21 protein-coding genes are annotated in these 19,850 nt (G+C 68.8%); 18 read left to right on the forward strand and 3 right to left on the reverse strand.

The genetic code is table 11. The features are described 5' to 3' along the window. Positions 1 to 18 precede the first annotated feature (18 nt). The 13 genes from BGO91_RS12975 to BGO91_RS13035 all read left to right on the forward strand — a co-directional run bounded on the left by BGO91_RS12975 (position 19) and on the right by BGO91_RS13035 (position 10,875). On the forward strand, positions 19 to 735 hold the full coding sequence (locus tag BGO91_RS12975; protein ID WP_290473174.1) for an L-threonylcarbamoyladenylate synthase: 717 nt from the start codon (positions 19 to 21) through the stop codon (positions 733 to 735). A gap of 4 nt (positions 736 to 739) precedes the next feature. Next, positions 740 to 2,008, forward strand: a complete 1,269-nt coding sequence (locus tag BGO91_RS12980) for an MraY family glycosyltransferase (RefSeq protein WP_290473175.1) — start codon at positions 740 to 742, stop codon at positions 2,006 to 2,008. Then, complete coding sequence (locus BGO91_RS12985; RefSeq protein ID WP_290473176.1) at positions 2,005 to 2,499, forward strand: hypothetical protein; 495 nt, start codon at positions 2,005 to 2,007, stop codon at positions 2,497 to 2,499. Before BGO91_RS12980 ends, BGO91_RS12985 begins: the two co-directional genes overlap by 4 nt. A 173-nt stretch (positions 2,500 to 2,672) precedes the next feature. Next, positions 2,673 to 3,470: a F0F1 ATP synthase subunit A gene (atpB, locus tag BGO91_RS12990; RefSeq protein ID WP_179699435.1), complete on the forward strand. Its 798-nt coding sequence runs from the start codon at positions 2,673 to 2,675 to the stop codon at positions 3,468 to 3,470. A 51-nt stretch (positions 3,471 to 3,521) separates the two neighbouring features. Next, the gene (atpE, locus tag BGO91_RS12995) at positions 3,522 to 3,743 is read left to right on the forward strand and encodes an ATP synthase F0 subunit C (protein ID WP_018190348.1); all 222 of its coding nucleotides are present in this window, start codon (positions 3,522 to 3,524) and stop codon (positions 3,741 to 3,743) included. Between the two features lie 32 nt (positions 3,744 to 3,775). Continuing rightward, positions 3,776 to 4,330: a F0F1 ATP synthase subunit B gene (locus BGO91_RS13000; RefSeq protein WP_290473177.1), complete on the forward strand. Its 555-nt coding sequence runs from the start codon at positions 3,776 to 3,778 to the stop codon at positions 4,328 to 4,330. Beyond that, positions 4,330 to 5,121, forward strand: a complete 792-nt coding sequence (locus BGO91_RS13005; RefSeq protein WP_290473178.1) for a F0F1 ATP synthase subunit delta — start codon at positions 4,330 to 4,332, stop codon at positions 5,119 to 5,121. Before BGO91_RS13000 ends, BGO91_RS13005 begins: the two co-directional genes overlap by 1 nt. A 38-nt stretch (positions 5,122 to 5,159) precedes the next feature. Further along, entirely contained in the window at positions 5,160 to 6,797 is a 1,638-nt protein-coding gene (gene atpA / locus BGO91_RS13010) for a F0F1 ATP synthase subunit alpha (RefSeq protein WP_290473179.1), read from the forward strand. 32 nt (positions 6,798 to 6,829) lie between these two features. Continuing rightward, positions 6,830 to 7,729: a F0F1 ATP synthase subunit gamma gene (locus tag BGO91_RS13015; RefSeq protein ID WP_021763451.1), complete on the forward strand. Its 900-nt coding sequence runs from the start codon at positions 6,830 to 6,832 to the stop codon at positions 7,727 to 7,729. Positions 7,730 to 7,769: 40 nt separating this feature from the next. Then, complete coding sequence (gene atpD, locus BGO91_RS13020) at positions 7,770 to 9,233, forward strand: F0F1 ATP synthase subunit beta (RefSeq protein ID WP_021763452.1); 1,464 nt, start codon at positions 7,770 to 7,772, stop codon at positions 9,231 to 9,233. A gap of 2 nt (positions 9,234 to 9,235) precedes the next feature. Continuing rightward, on the forward strand, positions 9,236 to 9,496 hold the full coding sequence (locus BGO91_RS13025) for a F0F1 ATP synthase subunit epsilon (RefSeq protein ID WP_021763453.1): 261 nt from the start codon (positions 9,236 to 9,238) through the stop codon (positions 9,494 to 9,496). Between the two features lies 1 nt (position 9,497). After that, entirely contained in the window at positions 9,498 to 10,055 is a 558-nt protein-coding gene (locus BGO91_RS13030; RefSeq protein ID WP_290473180.1) for an ATP-binding protein, read from the forward strand. 1 nt (position 10,056) lies between these two features. After that, complete coding sequence (locus tag BGO91_RS13035; RefSeq protein WP_290473181.1) at positions 10,057 to 10,875, forward strand: peroxide stress protein YaaA; 819 nt, start codon at positions 10,057 to 10,059, stop codon at positions 10,873 to 10,875. 304 nt (positions 10,876 to 11,179) lie between these two features. On the opposite strand, the gene BGO91_RS13040 is transcribed toward BGO91_RS13035, so the two are convergent. Next, positions 11,180 to 11,827 (reverse strand): DNA-3-methyladenine glycosylase I, encoded by a 648-nt coding sequence (locus tag BGO91_RS13040; protein WP_290473182.1) that lies wholly within the window; start codon positions 11,825 to 11,827, stop codon positions 11,180 to 11,182. Then, the gene (locus BGO91_RS13045) at positions 11,824 to 12,318 is read right to left on the reverse strand and encodes a methylated-DNA--[protein]-cysteine S-methyltransferase (RefSeq protein WP_290473183.1); all 495 of its coding nucleotides are present in this window, start codon (positions 12,316 to 12,318) and stop codon (positions 11,824 to 11,826) included. The genes BGO91_RS13040 and BGO91_RS13045 overlap by 4 nt, the downstream gene beginning before the upstream one ends. 134 nt (positions 12,319 to 12,452) lie before the next feature. On the opposite strand from BGO91_RS13045, the gene BGO91_RS13050 reads away from it, so the two are divergent. The 4 genes from BGO91_RS13050 to BGO91_RS13065 all read left to right on the forward strand — a co-directional run bounded on the left by BGO91_RS13050 (position 12,453) and on the right by BGO91_RS13065 (position 17,893). Then, positions 12,453 to 13,424, forward strand: a complete 972-nt coding sequence (locus BGO91_RS13050) for an aldo/keto reductase (RefSeq protein ID WP_290473184.1) — start codon at positions 12,453 to 12,455, stop codon at positions 13,422 to 13,424. Positions 13,425 to 13,498: 74 nt separating this feature from the next. Continuing rightward, positions 13,499 to 14,176 carry a TetR/AcrR family transcriptional regulator gene (locus tag BGO91_RS13055; protein WP_290473185.1) on the forward strand — a complete coding sequence of 226 codons (678 nt, stop codon included), beginning with the start codon at positions 13,499 to 13,501 and terminating at the stop codon, positions 14,174 to 14,176. Positions 14,177 to 14,186: 10 nt separating this feature from the next. Beyond that, the gene (locus BGO91_RS13060; RefSeq protein ID WP_290473186.1) at positions 14,187 to 15,920 is read left to right on the forward strand and encodes an ABC transporter ATP-binding protein; all 1,734 of its coding nucleotides are present in this window, start codon (positions 14,187 to 14,189) and stop codon (positions 15,918 to 15,920) included. Beyond that, the gene (locus BGO91_RS13065) at positions 15,917 to 17,893 is read left to right on the forward strand and encodes an ABC transporter ATP-binding protein (protein WP_290473187.1); all 1,977 of its coding nucleotides are present in this window, start codon (positions 15,917 to 15,919) and stop codon (positions 17,891 to 17,893) included. Before BGO91_RS13060 ends, BGO91_RS13065 begins: the two co-directional genes overlap by 4 nt. On the opposite strand, the gene BGO91_RS13070 is transcribed toward BGO91_RS13065, so the two are convergent. Further along, entirely contained in the window at positions 17,890 to 18,672 is a 783-nt protein-coding gene (locus BGO91_RS13070; RefSeq protein ID WP_290473188.1) for a DUF1206 domain-containing protein, read from the reverse strand. The genes BGO91_RS13065 and BGO91_RS13070 overlap by 4 nt on opposite strands. 130 nt (positions 18,673 to 18,802) lie before the next feature. On the opposite strand from BGO91_RS13070, the gene nusA reads away from it, so the two are divergent. Continuing rightward, positions 18,803 to 19,816 carry a transcription termination factor NusA gene (nusA, locus tag BGO91_RS13075; protein WP_290473189.1) on the forward strand — a complete coding sequence of 338 codons (1,014 nt, stop codon included), beginning with the start codon at positions 18,803 to 18,805 and terminating at the stop codon, positions 19,814 to 19,816. Positions 19,817 to 19,850 lie beyond the last annotated feature (34 nt).

A 19,850-nucleotide genomic window follows, 5' to 3' on the forward strand; every position in this document is an offset into this window, starting at 1 on the left:
ACTATCATGGGTGCCGTCATGGCACCCATCTACGACTGCTCGGTCGACTCCGAGCTCCTCTCCGGCATGCGTCTGGCCCGTTCGGCCATCGGACGCGGCGAACTCGTCGTCATCCCCACGGACACCGTCTACGGCGTCGCGGCGGACGCCTTCTCGCCCGCCGCGGTGCAGCGGCTGCTCGACGCGAAGGGCCGCGGCCGCCAGTCGCCGCCGCCCGTCCTCGTCCCGGGCATCCCGACGCTCGCCGCGCTCGCCGAGTCCGTGCCGCCCGAGGTCGACGCGCTCGTCAAGGCCTTCTGGCCGGGCGGACTCACCATCGTGCTCCCCGCGGCACCCTCCCTGGTCTGGGACCTGGGGGAGACCCGCGGCACCGTGGCGCTGCGCATGCCGCAGGACACCATCGCCCTCGAACTGCTGTCGGAGACCGGCCCGCTCGCCGTCTCCTCCGCCAACCTCACCGGTCGCCCCGCCGCCCGCACCGCCGCGGAGGCGGAGGCCATGCTCGGCGACTCGATCTCCGTCTACCTCGACGGGGGAGAGGCGGGCGCCTCCTACGAGCGCGTCGAGGGCAAGGACTCCTCGTCGACCATCGTCGACGCCACCGCCCTCGCCTCGGGCGCGGGCACGCTGCGCATCCTGCGCCACGGCGTCATCTCGGCCCAGCAGCTGCGCGAGGTCGTCGGCGACGCCCTCGAGCCGGACGAAGCCCCCGCGCCGACCGCCACGGACAGCTGATCCCGTGATCCTCCTCCTCGCGCTCGCGCTCATCTCGGCGGTGATCACCTTCGGGATGTCGCTCGTCGTCTACCGGGTGAGCCTGAAGTACCGGCTGTACCCCAAGATCCGCGATCGCGACGTCCACACGCGGCCGACGCCGCGGCTCGGCGGCATCGCGATGTTCCTGGGCATCATCGTCGCGTTCGGCGTCTCGTGGCTGCTCTCGAGCCAGTTCGGCGTGCTCTCGCTGATCTTCTCGGACAGCGGGCCCATCCTCGCCATCCTGGGCGCCAGCCTGCTGATCGTCGTCATCGGCGTCGCCGACGACATCTGGGACCTGGACTGGATGACCAAGCTGGCCGGCCAGTTCGTCGCGGCCGGGCTCATCGGCTGGCTGGGCGGCGTGCAGATCCTGTCGCTGCCGATCGGCGGGCTCACCGTCGGCTCGCCCATCATGAGCATCGTCATCACGCTGTTCGCCATCGTGCTCGTGATGAACGCGATCAACTTCATCGACGGCCTGGACGGCCTGGTCGCGGGTGTCGCCCTGATCGCCAACGGCACGTTCCTCATCTACACGTACCTGCTGCAGCGCGAGATCAGCCCGCAGAACTACTTCAGCCTGGCGGGCGTGATCGCGGCCATCCTGGTCGGCGCGTGCGCGGGATTCCTGCCGCTCAACTGGCACCCGGCCAAGATGTTCATGGGCGACGCCGGCGCGCTGCTGATCGGCCTGCTGATGGCGACCTCGGCCATCTCGGTGACGGGCACGATCAACCCGGAGACGCTGCAGACGCTCGGCAAGTCGTCGCTCGTCCCCGCGTTCATCCCGATCATCCTGCCGTTCGCCGTGCTCATCGTCCCCCTGCTCGACTTCGGCCTCGCGGTCGTCCGGAGGCTGCGGGCGGGCAAGTCGCCGTTCAGCGCCGACCGCAAGCACCTCCACCACCGCCTGCTCGACATGGGGCACACGCACCTGCACGCCGTCCTGATCTTCTACGCGTGGACGGCCGTCGTCTCGATCGGCTCCCTCCTCTTCTTCTTCGACCCGTACTGGATGGCGATCGTCTTCCTCGCCATCGGGCTCGTCGTGTGCGCCGTCTTCACGCTCGCGCCGCTCAGCCGCCGCAAGCTCACCGAGGCCGCCGCCGAGCTGGCGCCGGCCGGCACCGAGGAGGCGGCCGAGACCGCCCGCTACGACCAGCTCGACGCCGCCAGTGAGCGGCACCCCTACTCCGACCCGACGCCGGCCGTCGGCCCGCCCGCCCCCACCCACGAGGAGTCACGATGACCGCCCCCCAGGACGGCGCCCCCGCGCCGCGACCGACGGGTCCGCCCGCCCAGCCCACCTCGACGCCCGTCCTCAAGGACGTGCTCAAGTACGGGCTCATCCTCGCCCTGGCGATCGCCATCGTCGGCGCGCTGCTCGGCGGCGTGTTCGCGGGGTGGATCGGCGTGACCAGCGCGCTCATCGGAACCGTCATCGCCGCCGTGTTCCTCAGCATCACCGCGCTCAGCATCCTGATCGCCAACCGCTTCATCGGCTCCGACCTCTTCGTCGGCCTGTTCTTCGGCATCGTGCTGGGCGGCTGGATCGTCAAGTTCGTGCTGTTCCTGGTGCTCGCGATCCTGCTGCGCGACCAGCCCTGGATCAACCCGACGGTCCTCTTCCTGAGCCTCATCGCGGGCGTGATCGGGTCCCTCGTGGTCGACATGATCGTGGTCTTCCGCTCCCGCGTGCCCTACGTCAGCGACGTGTCGCTGCCGGGCGAGAAGCGCTGAGCCGTATCCGATTCGTTACGCTGCGAAAACTCTTGTAGAGTTGTCAGTGATCCCCCACCCGTACGCGCATACTCGCTCCACTTGCGCATCTTTTCGGGTGTCCACTTGTTCGTCGTCGCGAGGGCTTTCAGCTCGACGCCCCGAAACAGGAGATAGCGCTGTTAGCTAACGCTGTGAACCTGCTGGTCCAGGCCGCAAGCTCCGATGATGGTAGCTTCAACGGTCCCTCGATCAACGAGTTCTTCCCACCGACCCTGTTCACCATCGGCGGACTCGAGTTCAACCGCATCATCGTGGTTCGACTCATCGCCCTCCTCGCCCTGATCCTGGTCTTCTGGCTCGGGACGCGGAAGATGCGTCTCATCCCCGGACGATTCCAGTCCGTGGTCGAGATGGGACTCGACTTCGTCCGAGTCAACGTCGCCGAAGACCTGCTGGGCAAGAAGGACGGCCGCCGGTTCCTGCCGCTGCTGACCACCATCTTCTTCATGGTGCTGTTCTTCAACCTGACGGGCATCATCCCCTTCCTGAACATCGCGGGCACGTCGGTCATCGCGCTGCCCCTGCTGCTGGCGATCGTCGCGTACATCGCGTTCATCTACGCCGGCGTCAAGAAGAGCCCCAAGAACTTCTTCAAGAACGCGCTCTTCCCGCCCGGCGTGCCGTGGTTCCTCTACATCATCGTGACGCCGATCGAGTTCGTCTCGACGTTCATCCTGCGCCCGGTGACGCTCACGCTCCGACTCCTGATGAACATGGTGGTCGGACACCTTCTGCTGGTCCTGTTCTTCACGGCCACCTCGTTCTTCTTCTTCACCGCCGGCAGCTGGTGGTCGCTCTTCGGAATCGGCACCTTCGCCTTCGGCTTCGTCTTCACCCTGTTCGAGATCCTGGTCGCAGTCCTGCAGGCCTACGTCTTCGCACTGCTCACCGCTGTCTACATTCAGCTCGCAGTCGCCGAGGAACACTAAGAACGATCCGCGCACCCGCACGGATCGCCATCACGGAAGGAAACACATAACGTGGACATCGCTGCAATCAACGGCAACATCGCCACCGTCGGTTACGGCCTCGCGGCCATCGGCCCGGCCATCGGCGTGGGCATCGTCGTCGGCAAGACCATCGAGGGCGTCGCCCGTCAGCCCGAGCTGGCCGGCCGTCTCCAGGTCCTGATGTACATCGGTATCGCGTTCACCGAGGCGCTCGCCTTCATCGGTATCGCTACCTACTTCATCTTCCAGTAATCCTCTTTATCCCTCGTCAATAAGGAGGAAAGATGCTCAACAGTGTGGTCGTGGCGGCCGCCGAGGAACAGCACAATCCGCTGATTCCCGCGTGGCCGGACATCATCGGCTCGCTGATCTGCTTCATCATCATCCTGTTCTTCTTCTGGAAGCTCGTTCTTCCCCGCATGAAGAAGCTGCTCGATGAGCGTGCTGAGGCGATCGAGGGCAACATCGCGAAGGCCGACGAGGCTCAGCACAAGGCGGAGGCGCTGCTCGAGGAGTACACCGCGCAGCTCGCCGACGCCCGTGCCGAGGCCGCGAAGATCCGCGAGACCGCCCGTACGGACGGACAGAAGATCGTCGCAGAGGCCAAGGACAACGCGACGGCCGAGGCCGCGCGCGTCACCGCGACCGCGCAGGCGCAGATCGAAGCGGAGCGCCAGGGCGCTCTCGTCTCGCTGCGCAGCGAGGTCGGCTCCCTCGCGATCGACCTCGCCTCCGGCGTGGTCGGCGAGGCGCTCACCGACGACAAGAAGTCGCAGGCCATCGTCGACCGCTTCCTGGCGGACCTCGAGGCCGGCGAGAAGGCAGGATCGAGCAAGTAATGGGAAGCGCCACCAGAGAAGCATTGGCCCGGTCCGTGTCGGCTCTCGCCGGCCTGGGATCCAAGGCCGATCTGGCGACGGCTGAGGACCTGTTCGCCGCAGGACGAGTCGTCGCCGACTCCGCCCAGCTCCGCGCGGTCCTCAGCGACCCCTCGGCCGACGCCGCCGGCAAGACCGCGCTCGTGAAGCGCGTGTTCGGTTCGCTCTCCGCTCCGGCGGTCGAGCTGCTGGTGTCGGTCGCCTCCGGGCGCTGGTCCGGCCAGAACGACCTGCTCGACGCGATCGAGGAGCTCGGTATCCGCTCCATCGCCGCGTCGGCACCGCGCAACCTCGACATCGCGGCCGAGCTGCTCGCGTTCGGAGGCGCCGTGACCTCCGATGCGCAGCTCGAGCTCGCGCTGCGCAGCAAGCTCGCGGCGCCGGAGGCGAAGGCGGACCTCGTCTCGCGTCTGCTCGACGGCAAGGCCTCGGCCCAGACCGTCGCGATCGTGCGCCAGCTGACGCTGCAGCCCCGTGGCCGCAGCATCCGCGAGTCGCTCCGTTCCGCAGCGCGGACGGTCGCGGCGCAGGACGGCCAGACGATCGCCACGGTCGTGACCGCGGCGGCCCTGCCCGACGCGCAGGTCGAGCGCCTGCGTGCCAGCCTCGCCGCCCGGTACGGCGACCTCAAGCTCAACCAGGTCGTCGACCCGACGATCATCGGAGGGCTGCGTGTGCAGATCGGCGACGACGTCATCGACGGCAGCATCGCCTCGCGCCTCTCCGAACTTCGACTTCAGCTGGCGGGCTGACCGCCCTCTATACGAGAAACCCAGGTAGGGAACTAACGATGGCAGACATTCAGATCAGCCCCGACGAGATCCGGGATGCGCTCAAGGAGTTCGTCTCGAACTACGAGCCGGCGCAGGCAGGCACCACCGAGGTCGGACACGTCCTGGACGCGTCCGACGGCATCGCCCACGTCGAGGGACTCCCCGGCGTGATGGCCAACGAGCTCATCCGCTTCGCGAACGGGACCCTGGGCCTGGCCCAGAACCTCGACGAGAACGAGATCGGCGTCGTCGTGCTCGGCGAGTTCGACGGCATCGTCGAGGGCATGGAGGTGACCCGCACCGGCGAGGTCCTCTCCGTCCCGGTCGGCGACGGCTACCTCGGCCGCGTCGTGGACCCGCTCGGCAACCCGATCGACGGTCTCGGCGACATCGCCTCCGAGGGCCGCCGCGAGCTCGAGCTCCAGGCTCCGGGCGTCATGCAGCGCAAGTCGGTGCACGAGCCGCTCCAGACCGGTATCAAGGCGATCGACGCCATGATCCCCGTCGGCCGCGGCCAGCGTCAGCTGATCATCGGCGACCGCCAGACCGGCAAGACGGCGATCGCGATCGACACGATCATCAACCAGAAGGCCAACTGGGAGTCGGGCGACGTCAACAAGCAGGTCCGCTGCATCTACGTCGCCATCGGCCAGAAGGGCTCGACCATCGCCTCGGTGAAGGGCGCGCTCGAGGACGCCGGCGCGATGGAGTACACCACCATCGTCGCGGCCCCCGCCTCCGACCCGGCCGGCTTCAAGTACCTCGCCCCCTACACCGGCTCGGCCATCGGCCAGCACTGGATGTACGGCGGCAAGCACGTCCTGATCATCTTCGACGACCTGTCGAAGCAGGCAGAGGCCTACCGCGCCGTCTCCCTCCTCCTCCGTCGTCCGCCGGGACGCGAGGCCTACCCGGGTGACGTCTTCTACCTGCACTCCCGCCTGCTGGAGCGTTGCGCCAAGCTCTCCGACGAGCTGGGCGCCGGCTCGATGACCGGTCTGCCGATCATCGAGACGAAGGCCAACGACGTCTCGGCGTACATCCCGACCAACGTGATCTCGATCACCGACGGCCAGATCTTCCTCCAGTCGGACCTCTTCAACGCCAACCAGCGTCCCGCCGTGGACGTCGGTATCTCGGTCTCCCGAGTCGGCGGCGACGCGCAGGTCAAGTCGATCAAGAAGGTCTCCGGCACGCTCAAGCTCGAGCTCGCCCAGTACCGCTCGCTCGAGGCGTTCGCGATGTTCGCGTCCGACCTCGACGCGGCCAGCCGTCGTCAGCTCGCCCGTGGCGCGCGCCTCACCGAGCTGCTCAAGCAGCCGCAGTACTCGCCGTACCCGGTGGAGGAGCAGGTCGTCTCGATCTGGGCCGGCACCAACGGCAAGCTGGACGAGGTCGCCGTCGAGGACGTGCTGCGCTTCGAGGCCGAGCTGCTCGACCACCTGCGCCGCAACACCGACATCCTCGGTACGCTCCGCGACACCAACGTGCTCGACGACGCGACCGTGGAGAAGCTCGGCGCCGAGGTCGACAAGTTCAAGCTCGAGTTCCAGACCGGCGAGGGCAAGCCGCTCGCCTCGGTCGGCCGCGAGGAGTTCGAGGCCATCGCGGAAGAGGACGTCGACCAGGAGCGCATCGTCAAGGCGAAGCGCTGATCCACCGGATCAGTTAGGTACTTAGGAGACACATGGGAGCCCAGCTTCGGGTCTACCGGCAGAAGATCAAGTCTGCCCAGACGACCAAGAAGATCACCCGTGCGATGGAGCTGATCTCCGCCTCACGCATCCAGAAGGCACAGGCGCGAGTGGCCGCCTCCTCGCCGTACGCCCGCGCGATCACGCGCGCGGTGTCGGCGGTGGCGACCTACTCGAACGTCGAGCACGTGCTGACCACCGAGCCGGAGAAGATCGACCGCGCAGCGATCGTCATCTTCTCGTCGGACCGTGGACTCGCGGGCGCGTTCAACTCGAACGTGCTCAAAGAGTCGGAGAAGCTCGCAGAGCTGCTCCGCAGCCAGGGCAAGGACGTCGTCTACTTCCTCGTCGGACGCAAGGCGCAGGGCTACTTCAGCTTCCGCCGCCGCGCGTTCGAGCGCGTCTGGGTCGGCAACACGGACGCCCCGGAGTACGAGCAGGCCAAAGAGGTCAGCGACGCGATCCTGGAGTCGTTCCTGCGTGACTCGGCGGACGGCGGCGTGGACGAGATCCACATCATCTACAACCGCTTCGTCAGCATGCTGACCCAGGAGCCGCAGGTCGTCCGCCTCCTGCCGCTCGAGGTCGTCGAGGGCGTGGAGGAGCCGGACCGCACGCAGGTCCTGCCGCTCTACGAGTTCGAGCCTGACGTCGGCACGGTGCTGGACTCGCTGCTCCCGGTGTACATCGAGAGCCGCATCTTCAACGCCATGCTCCAGTCCGCGGCCTCCAAGCACGCGGCCACGCAGAAGGCGATGAAGGCGGCGAGCGACAACGCCGACAAGCTCATCACCGACTACACGCGACTCGCGAACAACGCCCGTCAGGCCGAGATCACCCAGCAGATCTCCGAGATCGTCGGCGGCGCGGACGCGCTGAGCGGCGCCAAGTGACACCCGGCCGAGAAGTTTCACAACGAGAAGAGAACGAATCATGACTACCGCTACCGCCGAGGCCCAGGCTTCGACCGCGCAGCCGGCCGGCGTGGGACGCATCGCCCGCGTCACCGGTCCGGTCGTCGACATCGAGTTCCCGCACGACTCGATCCCGGGCATCTACAACGCTCTGAAGACCACCATCACCATCGGTGAGAACTCGACCGAGATCACCCTCGAGGTCGCCCAGCACCTCGGTGACGACCTGGTCCGTGCCATCGCACTCAAGCCGACGGACGGTCTCGTCCGCGGCGGCGAGGTCCGCGACACCGGCGCGCCGATCTCGGTGCCCGTCGGCGACGTGACCAAGGGCAAGGTGTTCGACGTCACCGGCCAGATCCTCAACGCCGAGCCGGGCGAGACGATCGAGATCACCGAGCGCTGGCCGATCCACCGCCAGCCGCCGGCGTTCGACCAGCTCGAGTCGAAGACCCAGCTGTTCGAGACCGGCATCAAGGTCATCGACCTCCTCACCCCGTACGTGCAGGGTGGAAAGATCGGCCTCTTCGGTGGTGCGGGCGTCGGCAAGACCGTCCTCATCCAGGAGATGATCCAGCGCGTCGCGCAGGACCACGGTGGTGTGTCGGTGTTCGCCGGTGTCGGCGAGCGCACCCGTGAGGGCAACGACCTCATCCACGAGATGGAGGAGGCGGGCGTCTTCGACAAGACCGCCCTCGTCTTCGGCCAGATGGACGAGCCGCCGGGAACGCGTCTGCGCGTCGCCCTCTCGGCCCTGACCATGGCGGAGTACTTCCGCGACGTGCAGAAGCAGGACGTGCTGCTCTTCATCGACAACATCTTCCGCTTCACCCAGGCCGGCTCCGAGGTCTCGACCCTGCTGGGTCGCATGCCCTCCGCCGTGGGCTACCAGCCGAACCTCGCCGACGAGATGGGCCTCCTCCAGGAGCGCATCACCTCGACCCGTGGTCACTCGATCACCTCGCTGCAGGCGATCTACGTCCCCGCGGACGACTACACCGACCCGGCGCCGGCGACCACCTTCGCCCACCTGGACGCGACCACGGAGCTCTCGCGAGAGATCGCCTCGAAGGGTCTCTACCCGGCCGTCGACCCGCTGACCTCGACCTCGCGCATCCTCGACCCCCGCTACCTGGGCGCCGACCACTACCGCGTGGCCACCACGGTCAAGCAGATCCTCCAGAAGAACAAGGAGCTGCAGGAGATCATCGCCATCCTCGGTGTCGACGAGCTCTCCGAAGAGGACAAGATCACGGTGTCGCGTGCGCGCCGCATCCAGCAGTTCCTCTCGCAGAACACCTACATGGCGAAGAAGTTCACCGGTGTCGAGGGCTCGACCGTCCCGCTGAAGGACACCATCGAGTCGTTCGACGCCATCGCCAAGGGCGAGTTCGACCACGTCGCCGAGCAGGCCTTCTTCAACGTCGGTGCGATCACCGACGTCGAGGAGAAGTGGGCGCAGATCCAGAAGGAGAACGGCTGATCATGGCTGTCCTCAACGTGAGCGTCGTCGCCGCGGACCACGAGGTGTGGTCCGGTGAGGCGAGCATGGTCGTGGCACGGACCGTGGAGGGGCAGATCGGTATCCTGCCCGGCCACGAGCCGCTGCTCGCCATCCTCGCCACCGGCGAGGTGCGCGTCACCCTGAACGGTGGGGAGTCCATCTCGGCGCAGGCCGACGACGGCTTCCTCTCCGTGGAGAACAACACGGTCACCATCGTGGCCCGTCAGGCCGAGCTGGTCTGACATGTCCGACCAGGCAGCCCCGCTCGACCGCCAGTTCGGTGACGTCCGCGTCCCCGTGCTGGTGGTGATGGCGGGGCTGCCCGGGTCCGGCAAATCCACCATCGGGGAGATCACGGCGGGCCGCATCGGTGCGACCCTGATCTCGGTCGACCCGATCGAGGCGTCGATCCTGCGTGCCGGGATCGACTCCGACCAGCCCACGGGCCTCGCGGCGTATCTCGTCGCCGAGACGCTCGCGGAGCAGGTGCTGGTCTCCGGCCGGTCCGTCGTCGTCGACGCGGTCAACGCCGTCGAGCCCGCCCGCCTGCAGTGGCGCGACCTCGCGGAGCGCTGCGGCGTCCGCCTGCACGTGGTCGAGACCGTCTGCTCTGACGACGAGCTGCACCGCGACCGCCTCGGCAAGCGCGACGTCCCGATCTCCGGCCACGCGGTCGAGCAGAGCATCGAGGAGTACGACGAGTGGAGGGGCGCCGCCGCTGCGCTCCCGCGGATCACCCTCGACACCTCGCTCCCGCTCGGCCAGAACGTCGAGGCGGCGATCGCCTTCGTGGAGCGCTAGGGTGCTCATCCTCCTTCCGCCCTCCGAGACGAAGAGGGACGGGGGATCCGGCGCGCCTCTGGATCTCGACGCCCTGCGCTTTCCCTCGCTCCGGCCCGTGCGCCGGGAGGTCGTGGATGCGGTGCTCGCGCTCTCCGCCGATCGCGACGCGGCGGTGCGCGCCCTCAAGCTTGGGCCGAAGCAGGCGGGGGAGGTGGACCGCAATCGTGCGATCCTCACGTCGCCGACGATGCCCGCCCTCCACCGCTACACCGGCGTGCTCTACGACGCCCTCTCGCCGGAGACGCTCTCGCCGACGGCCGAACGCTTCGCCGCGTCGGCCGTCGCCGTGAAGTCCGCCCTGCTCGGACTGGTCGGCGCCGCCGACCTCATCCCGGCCTACCGGCTCTCGTTCGACTCGCGGCTGTCGCTGGAGCGCGGGGTGCCCTCGCTCAAGAAGCGCTGGGCGCCGGCATCCGGGGCCGCTCTGCGGGAGCACGGCGGCCTCCTCCTCGACCTGCGGTCGGAGGGGTATGCGGCGCTCGGGCCGCTCCCGCAGCGGGCGGGCGCCCACTACGTGCGGGTGCTGGCGCGCGACGAGAGCGGCAACGTGCGGGCGCTCAACCACTTCAACAAGCAGGCCAAGGGGCTGCTCACGCGGGCTCTGCTCGAGGCGGGTATCGATTTCGCCACGACGGCGGAGCTGCTGGAGTGGGCGGCGTCGGAACGCTACGAGCTGACCGAGGCGACGGACGGTTCGGGAGATCTCGAGCTGGTGGTTCCCGAGGTCGCGGGTTCGCCGGGAAAGCTCATGGCCGTGCTGCGCACCGCGGAGGTCTGACGGTTTCGCCCGCGCGTGCGATTTTGCCTCTTGCATCGACGCAAAAGTGAGATAAGCTCACAACAAGCGAGAGGGTCCTCGGATCCGCGAAGCGGGACGCCGCGGGGGTGTCAGCGCGACTCGCAGAATAGTCGGGCCGACGAAGCTCTCGACGTGTCATCCCACGTCGACGTCGGGGTCGTGTGTGAGGGAGCGGAGAGCCGCGTGCGGTCGGGCACGAGCGGACGCTCCCTCGCCAGCGAGAACGATCCCGTCGACGGAGCGTCGGCCCGACTTTTCGCTGTGCACGGACACCGTCGCGCCGCTACGCCTGTGCGGCGCGGAAGCAGCCGACGAAGTGGTCGTCGACCATCCCCGTCGCCTGCATCAGCGCATACATCGTCGTGGGGCCGACGAACCGGAACCCGCGTCGGCGCAGCTCCTTGCTCATCGCGGTCGACTCCGCGGTCACCGCGGGCACGTCCGACCAGGCGCGCGGGCGGGCGCTCTCGGGTGCGCGCGGCGGGGCGAAGCCCCACATGAGCTCGTCCAGCGGCACGTCCAGCGCGAGGGTCGCCCGCGCGTTCGAGATGGTCGCCTCGATCTTGCCCCGGTGCCGGATGATGCGCTCGTCGCCCAGGAGACGCAGCACGTCCGCCTCCGTCATCGCGGCGACCCGCTCGGGGTCGAACCCGTGGAACACCTCCCGGAAGGCGGGGCGCCGGCGGAGGATGGTGATCCAGGACAGCCCCGCCTGGAAGCCCTCGAGGCAGAGCTTCTCGTAGAGGGCGCGCGGATCGCGCTGCTCGCGGCCCCACTCCTCGTCGTGGTAGCGGCGGTACTCCGCGTCGGCTCCCGGCCACGAGCAGCGGTCGAGGCCGTCGTCGCCGTGGATGATCGCGGCGCGGGCGGAGGGCGGGGGAGTGGTCTCGGTGGTGGTCGGAGCGGCGGCGGTCGGGTCGTCCGTGGTCATGCTGCCAGCATGATCCCTTCGTGCTCGAGCAGCCACAGTTTCGTCGGAACGCCTTCGCCGCCACTGTAGCCGGTCACCTTGCCGCTCGTCGACAACACACGGTGGCAGCCGACGATGATCGGCACCGGGTTGGCTCCGACGGCCCCGCCGATCGCGCGGCCGTAGCCGGCGTAGCCGAGGGAGAGCCCGAGCTCGCCGTACGACGTCAGCGTGCCGAACTCCAGGCTCTGCAGGCGCTCCCACACGGCGACGCGGAACGGGGTGCCCTCGAACCGCACGGGGACGTCGAACTCCCGGCGGGCGCCGGCGAAGTACTCGTCGAGCTGCCGCACCGCCTCGTCGAGGACGGCCGTGCCGCGCTCGGGATGCTCGTCGAGCGGGAGGCGGCCGCCGCGCTCGATGGAGAGCGACGTCACGGCCTCGCCGTCGCTCGTGAGCTCGATCCGTCCGATCGGGCTCGGTGTGCGAAGGAGGTACGCGAAGCTGGTCATGACTCGACTCTAGAAGCAGCCGCCGACGGTTTCTCGCGGAAATCGGACATCGGGCACAACTCGCGTTCCGCCCCGCCCTGTGGAGGGGATGCTGCCGCGTCGAGCACCGCGGCCGCCCGTCCTACACTCGAATCATGGCGAACATCGAATACCGCACCCTCGGCCGTTCCGGCCTCGTCGTCTCCACGATCGGCCTCGGCTGCAACAACTTCGGCCGAACGGGGACCGCCTCCGAGACGCAGGAGGGTACGGACGCGGTGATCGGCGCGGCCATCGACGCCGGGGTGACCCTGTTCGACACGGCCGACATCTACGGCGCCGAGCGCGGCCTCTCGGAGTCCCTGATGGGCAAGGCGCTCGCGGGCAAGCGCGACCGCATCGTCCTGGCCACCAAGTTCGGGATGGACATGGCGGGCACGAACGGTCCGGACTGGGGCGCACGCGGGTCGCGACGCTACATCCGCCTGGCCGTGGAGGCCTCCCTGCGCCGCCTGCGCACCGACTGGATCGACCTCTACCAGCTGCACCGCCCCGACGGGATCACGCCGATCGAGGAGACGCTCGACGCGCTGGACGACCTGATCGCCGAGGGCAAGATCCGCTACATCGGGCACTCCAACCTCGACGGCTGGCAGATCGCCGAGGCCGAGTTCACCGCGCGTCTGCACGACCACCCGAAGTTCATCTCCGCACAGAACGAGTACAGCCTCCTGGTCCGCGACGCCGAGCGCGAGGTGCTGCCCGCGGTCAACGCGTACGGCCTGGGCTTCCTCCCGTTCTTCCCGCTGTACAACGGGCTCTTCACCGGCAAGTTCTCCCGCGAGGGCGGTCCGGCGGACAGCCGCATCATGTCGATCCGCAAGCACCTCCTCGACGACGCCCCGTGGGACCGGATCGAGGAGTATCAGGCGTTCTGCGACGAGCGCGGCGTCAGCATGCTGGCGGCGACGTTCGCCTGGCTGCTCGCCCAGCCGGGGCTCACCAGCGTCATCGCCGGAGCGACGAAGCCCGAGCAGATCGTCGCCAACGCCGAGGCGGCGACCTCCTGGACCCCGACGCCGGACGAGGTCGCCCGGATCTCGGAGATCTTCGCGCCCGCGGCCTGACACCCTCGCCCGTTCGCTCTGAGCGAACACGAGAAGTGTTGTGAGTGAGCACTCACTCCGCGTAGAGTCGCCCCGTGATTCCTGAGGATGTCGTACCCGACACGGGCGAGCTCGCGGACGCGTCGCCGCGGCAGCGGGCTCAGCCGCTGTCTCCGGACGACCGCAAGGCGATGATCATCGATGCGGTCATCCCGCTCTTGATCGAGCACGGCCGGGCGGTCACCTCGCGCCAGATCGCCGAGGCGGCCGGGATCGCCGAGGGCACCGTCTTCCGCGCCTTCGGCGACAAGGAGACGCTGGTCTCGGCGGCGATCGAGAAGTACCTCGACCCCGAACCGCTGCGTGAGGCGCTGCGGGCCATCGACCCGGCGCTTCCGCTGGAGCACAAGGTGCGGGCCGTCATCCTCCTGATGCGCGAGCGGTTCCAGAGCGTCATGCGCATGATGGCCGTCGTCGGCACCGAGCGCCCCGCCGTGCCGCAGGAGCGGCACGAGTTCGTGCGGATCATCGCCCGCCTCATCGAGCCGGAGGCGGCGGCGCTCAACCTGCCCCCGGAGCGCGTCGCCTACGTGCTGCGGCTGCTCAGCTTCTCGTCCGCGTTCCCCGCCCTCAACGAGGGGATGGAGTTCAGCGTGGACGAGCTCGCCCGCATCGCGCTCCTCGGGGTCGCCGGCCGGCCGTTCGTCGTCTTCACGCCCGCGGGCGCATCCACCACCAGCAGCACCAGCAGCGCCGACGCGGCGCACGACTAGGAGGTCGCACATGCTCCTGAAACTCCTCGGCCGGTACCTCCGGCCGCACTGGCGCCTCCTCGTCGGGGTCGTCGTCTTCCAGCTCGCGCAGTCGCTGCTGTCGCTCTGGCTGCCCACGCTCAACGCCGACATCACCGACAACGGCATCGCCAAGGGCGACACCGGCTACATCCTGATGGTCGGCGCCGAGATGCTCGGCGTGACGCTGGTGCAGGTGGCGTGCTCGATCGCCGCGGTCTACTTCGGCGCCAAGGTCGCGATGCGCGTCGGTCGCGACCTGCGCACGGCGATCTTCCACAAGGTGGGGGAGTTCTCGGAGCGCGAGGTCTCGCGGTTCGGGGCGCCCTCCCTCATCACCCGCAACACGAACGACGTGCAGCAGGTGCAGATGCTGGTGCTGATGACCTGCACCCTGCTCGTCTCGGCCCCGATCCTGGCGATCGGCGGCATCATCCTGGCGATGCAGCAGGATCTGGAGCTCTCCTGGCTCATCGCGGTGAGCGTCCCCGTCCTGCTGATCGCCGTCGGGCTGATCATCTCCCGGATGGTCCCGCTGTTCCGCCGCATGCAGGAGCGGATCGACCGGGTCAACCGCGTGCTCCGGGAGCAGCTGACCGGCATCCGCGTCATCCGCGCGTTCGTCCGGGAGGACGTCGAGACCGACCGGTTCGCGGTCGCCAACGACCAGGTCACCGAGACGGCCCTGAAGGCCGGCCGCCTGTTCGCGCTGATGTTCCCGATCGTGATGCTCGTGCTCAACGTCTCGAGCGTCGCGGTCATCTGGTTCGGCGGCTTCCGGGTGGACGACGGCTCGATGCAGATCGGCACGCTCACCGCGTTCCTCCAGTACCTCATGCAGATCCTGATGGGCGTCATGATGTCGACGATGATGGCGGTGCTGGTCCCGCGTGCGGCGGTCTGCGCCGACCGGATCAGCGAGGTGCTGGGCACGGAGGCGTCGGTGCGGGCACCGCAGAACCCCGTGACCGAGCTGCCCTCGCACGGCACCGTCGAGTTCGTGGACGTCGGCTTCGCCTATCCGGGCGCCGACCAGCCGGTGCTGAGCGATGTGACGTTCCTCGCCCGGTCCGGAGAGACGACCGCGATCATCGGCAGCACGGGTTCCGGTAAGACCACGCTCGTGAACCTGGTGCCGCGGCTCTTCGACGCGACCAGCGGCCTCGTCCTGGTGGACGGGGTGGATGCGGCCGAGCTCGACCCCGAGCTGCTCTGGTCGCGCATCGGTCTCGTCCCGCAGCGGCCGTACCTGTTCTCCGGCACGGTCGCCTCCAACCTCCGCTACGGCAAGCCGGACGCGACGGACGACGAGCTCTGGCAGGCCCTCGAGATCGCGCAGGCCACGGAGTTCGTGAAGGCGATGCCCGAGGGGCTGGAGTCGCCGATCGCGCAGGGCGGCACCAACGTCTCCGGAGGCCAGCGGCAGCGCCTCGCGATCGCCAGGGCCCTCGTCAAACGGCCGGAGATCTACGTCTTCGACGACTCGTTCTCCGCGCTCGACACCGCCACGGACGCGCGACTGCGGGCGGCGCTGACCCGCTCGGTGTCCGACGCGACGATGATCGTGGTCGCCCAGCGCGTCTCCACGATCGTCGACGCCGACCAGATCATCGTGCTCGAGGACGGCCGCGTCGTCGGTCGCGGCACCCACGACGAGCTCATCGAGAGCAATCCCACCTACGCCGAGATCGTCTCGTCGCAGCTGACCGCGGAGGAGGCGGCATGAGCCAGGACACGGAAGACCGTCCGGCGCCCGCGCGCCCGCCCGTCCGGCGCGGCCCCGGTGGGGGCGGCCCGTTCGGCGGCATGGGGATGCCGGCCGAGAAGTCCCTCAACTTCGGCCCCTCCGCGCGCCGGCTGGCCGGTCAGCTGAAGCCGGAGCGCTGGGCGATCGTCTTCGTCACGCTGCTGGCGGTGGTGAGCGTCGTGTTCGCGGTGCTCGGGCCGAAGCTGCTCGGCAACGCGATCAACCTCGTCTTCGCCGGAGCGCTCTCGAAGCAGTTCCCGAGCGGGGTGACGCAGGCCCAGGTGATCACCAAGCTGCGCGCCGACGGTCAGGGGCAGTTCGCCGACCTCCTCTCGGGCACGACCTTCACACCCGGCGCCGGCATCGACTTCGTCGCGGTCGGCCACGTGCTGATGTGGGTGCTCGCGCTCTACATCGCGTCGTCGGTCTTCAGCTACCTGCAGGCGTACGTGCTGAACGGCGTGACCCAGCGCACCGTGTACCGGCTCCGGGAGGACGTGGAGGCGAAGATCCACCGTCTCCCGCTGACGTACTTCGACAAGATGCAGCGCGGCGAGCTGCTCAGCCGCGTGACGAACGACATCGACAACATCTCGCAGACGCTCCAGCAGACGATGAGCCAGCTGCTCACCTCCCTGCTCACGGTCGTCGGCGTGGTCGTGATGATGTTCGTCGTGTCGCCGCTGCTCGCCCTGATCGCGCTGATCACCATCCCGCTGACCCTGCTCGTCACCTCCCTGATCGCGAAGCGCTCGCAGAAGCTCTTCGTGGCGCAGTGGCGCAGCACCGGCGAGCTGAACGGCCAGATCGAGGAGGCCTTCACCGGCCACGCCCTCGTCAAGGTCTTCGGCCGGCACCGCGAGGTGGAAGCCCGGTTCGGCACGAAGAACGAGGAGATGTACGAGGCGAGCTTCGGCGCGCAGTTCATCTCGGGCATCATCATGCCGGCGATGATGTTCGTCGGGAACCTGATGTACGTCGCCATCGCCGTCGTGGGCGGGCTCCAGGTCGCGAGCGGGGCGATGCAGCTCGGCGACGTGACCGCGTTCATCCAGTACTCGCGTCAGTTCACGCAGCCGTTGACCCAGCTGGGCTCGATGGCGAACCTGCTGCAGTCCGGGGTGGCGAGCGCCGAGCGCGTCTTCGAGCTCCTGGACGCGGACGAGCAGTCGGCCGACCCGGAGCACCCGAAGAGCCCCGAGGGGACCAAGGGCCGCCTCGCGTTCGAGGACGTCTCGTTCCGGTACACCGCCGACAAGCCGCTCATCGACGACCTCTCGCTGGTCGCCGAGCCCGGGCAGACGGTCGCGATCGTCGGCCCGACGGGCGCGGGCAAGACCACCCTGGTCAACCTGATGATGCGGTTCTACGAGCTGGACGGCGGACGCATCACGCTCGACGGCGTCGACATCGCCTCGATGACCAGGCACGACCTCCGGAGCCGGATGGGGATGGTGCTCCAGGACACCTGGCTGTTCAAGGGCACCATCCGCGACAACATCGCGTACGGGCGCCCGGGGGCGACTGACGAGGAGATCGTCGCGGCCGCCACGGCGACCTACGTCGACCGTTTCGTCCACTCGCTGCCCGACGGTTACGACACGGTGCTGGACGACGAGGGCGGCAACGTCTCGGCGGGGGAGAAGCAGCTGCTGACGATCGCGCGGGCCTTCCTCGCGCGGCCGAGCGTGCTCATCCTGGACGAGGCGACGTCGTCGGTCGACACGCGCACCGAGCTGCTCGTGCAGAAGGCGATGAGCGCGCTGCGGGCCGACCGCACCTCGTTCGTCATCGCGCACCGGCTGTCGACCATCCGGGATGCCGACCTCATCCTGGTGATGGAGGCCGGCAGCATCGTCGAGCAGGGCACGCACGCCGAGCTCCTCGCCCGGGGCGGCGCCTACTACACCCTCTACAACGCGCAGTTCGCGGCACCGGCGGAGGAGGCCTAGAGGCGGGCGGCGACCGAGCGCACCAGCCAGAAGACGCCGTAGGCGATCAGCCCGATCGCGATGAGCGCGAGGAGCACGGGCCCGAAGGGCAGGCCGACGAGCGCCTTCAGGCTGCCGTCGAGTCCGCCGGCCTTCTGCGGGTCGTAGGTGACGGCGCCCGCCACGACCAGGCCGCCGACGATGATCAGCGCGATGCCCTTCGCGATGTAGCCGACGCGGCCGAGCGTGGTGGTGACGCCCGCGAGCGCGTTCGGCGGCAGGCGCAGATCGCGCTCGAACCGGTGGGTGATGCCGTTGCGGAGGAAGACGATGCCGCCGGCCACGATCGCGAGGCCGATGATCGCGAGCACGAAGACGCCGCCGGGGAGCGCCAGCAGCCGCGCGCTCATCGTCTTCTCGGACGAGGACGCGTCGTGACTCCCGCCGAGCGCGATCGACGCGGCGACGCCGGCGAGGAAGGCGTAGACCACGCACTTGCCGAGCTCGGTGAGGCGCTTCCCCGCTCCCTGCACCGTCACGGCGACGAGGATCTGCCAGAGGGCGAGGACGACGAGCCCGGCGACGGCGAGCCAGACGACGAACAGGCCGCCGGGCACGGCGACGATCGCCTGCAGCGCACCGGACTGGTCGGCGTCGCCGGTGCCGCCGAAGGCGATCGCGAGGGCGATGCCGCCGATCAGGATGTGGAGCAGGCCGATGGTGGCCAGCCCCACGCGTGCGAGGGCGCGCACGGCGGGGTTGCGCTCGGCTCGGGAGGCGGTTCGGGTCGGTGCGGTCATACCGGGCACCGTACCCGCTCCACGGCGAGCAGGGACGAGGGTCCCACCGTCGCCGAAACTCAGGTACCGTAGATACTCGAGTCCGCCGCGCCATCGCGCAGGCGGCGCAATGTGAATAGAGGAGGCCGGCATGGACATCGACCTCAGCGTCTTGCGTCTCATGGAGCGCGAGAAAGAGATCCCGTTCGACGAACTGGTGCACATCATCGAGCAGGCGATCCTGACCGCCTACCTGAAGCACACCAACCAGGCGGAGTCGCGCCACGGCCACGGCCACACCGACGAGACCCCGGCCGCGCGCGTGCAGCTCGACCGCAAGACCGGCCACGTGAGCGTCTACGTGCCCGAGCTGGACGACGAGGGCAACGTCATCGGCGAGGCGGAGGACAGCCCGAGCGACTTCGGCCGCATCGCCGCCTTCGCGGCGAAGCAGGTCATCAACCAGCGTCTGCGCGACATCGCCGACGACGCCGTGCTCGGCGAGTTCCGCGGACGCGAGGGCGACATCGTCGCCGGCGTGATCCAGCAGGGACCCAACCCGCGCATGATCCACGTCGACCTCGGCAGCGTGGAGGCCATCCTGCCCCCCGAGGAGCAGGTCCCCGGCGAGGAGTACACCCACGGCTCGCGCATCCGCGTGTACGTCACGAGCGTTGCGAAGGGCCCGAAGGGTCCGTCGATCACCGTCTCGCGCACGCACCCCGCGCTGGTCCGCAAGCTCTTCGCGCTCGAGGTGCCGGAGATCGCCAGCGGCGTGGTGGAGATCGTCTCCCTCGCCCGCGAGGCCGGTCACCGCACCAAGATCGCCGTCCGCGCGACCGAGCCGGGCGTCAACGCCAAGGGCGCCTGCATCGGCGAGCTCGGCCAGCGGGTCCGTGCCGTGACCGCCGAGCTGAACAGCGAGAAGATCGACATCGTCGACTACTCGCCCGACCTCGCGACATTCGTCGCGAGCGCGCTCTCGCCGGCCAAGGTCACCAGCGCGTTCGTCATCGACGAGTCGCTCAAGGCGGTCCGCGCGCTCGTCCCCGACTACCAGCTGTCGCTCGCGATCGGCAAGGAGGGGCAGAACGCCCGCCTCGCCGCGAAGCTCACGGGCGCGAAGATCGACATCCAGCCGGACTCGATCCTCGATCGCGAGTAGGTGCGCGCCGGGTCACCGGGCGCGCGGGTGTAAG

It is taken from the genome of Leifsonia sp. 71-9 (assembly GCF_001898805.1).
GTDB lineage: Bacteria > Actinomycetota > Actinomycetes > Actinomycetales > Microbacteriaceae > Leifsonia.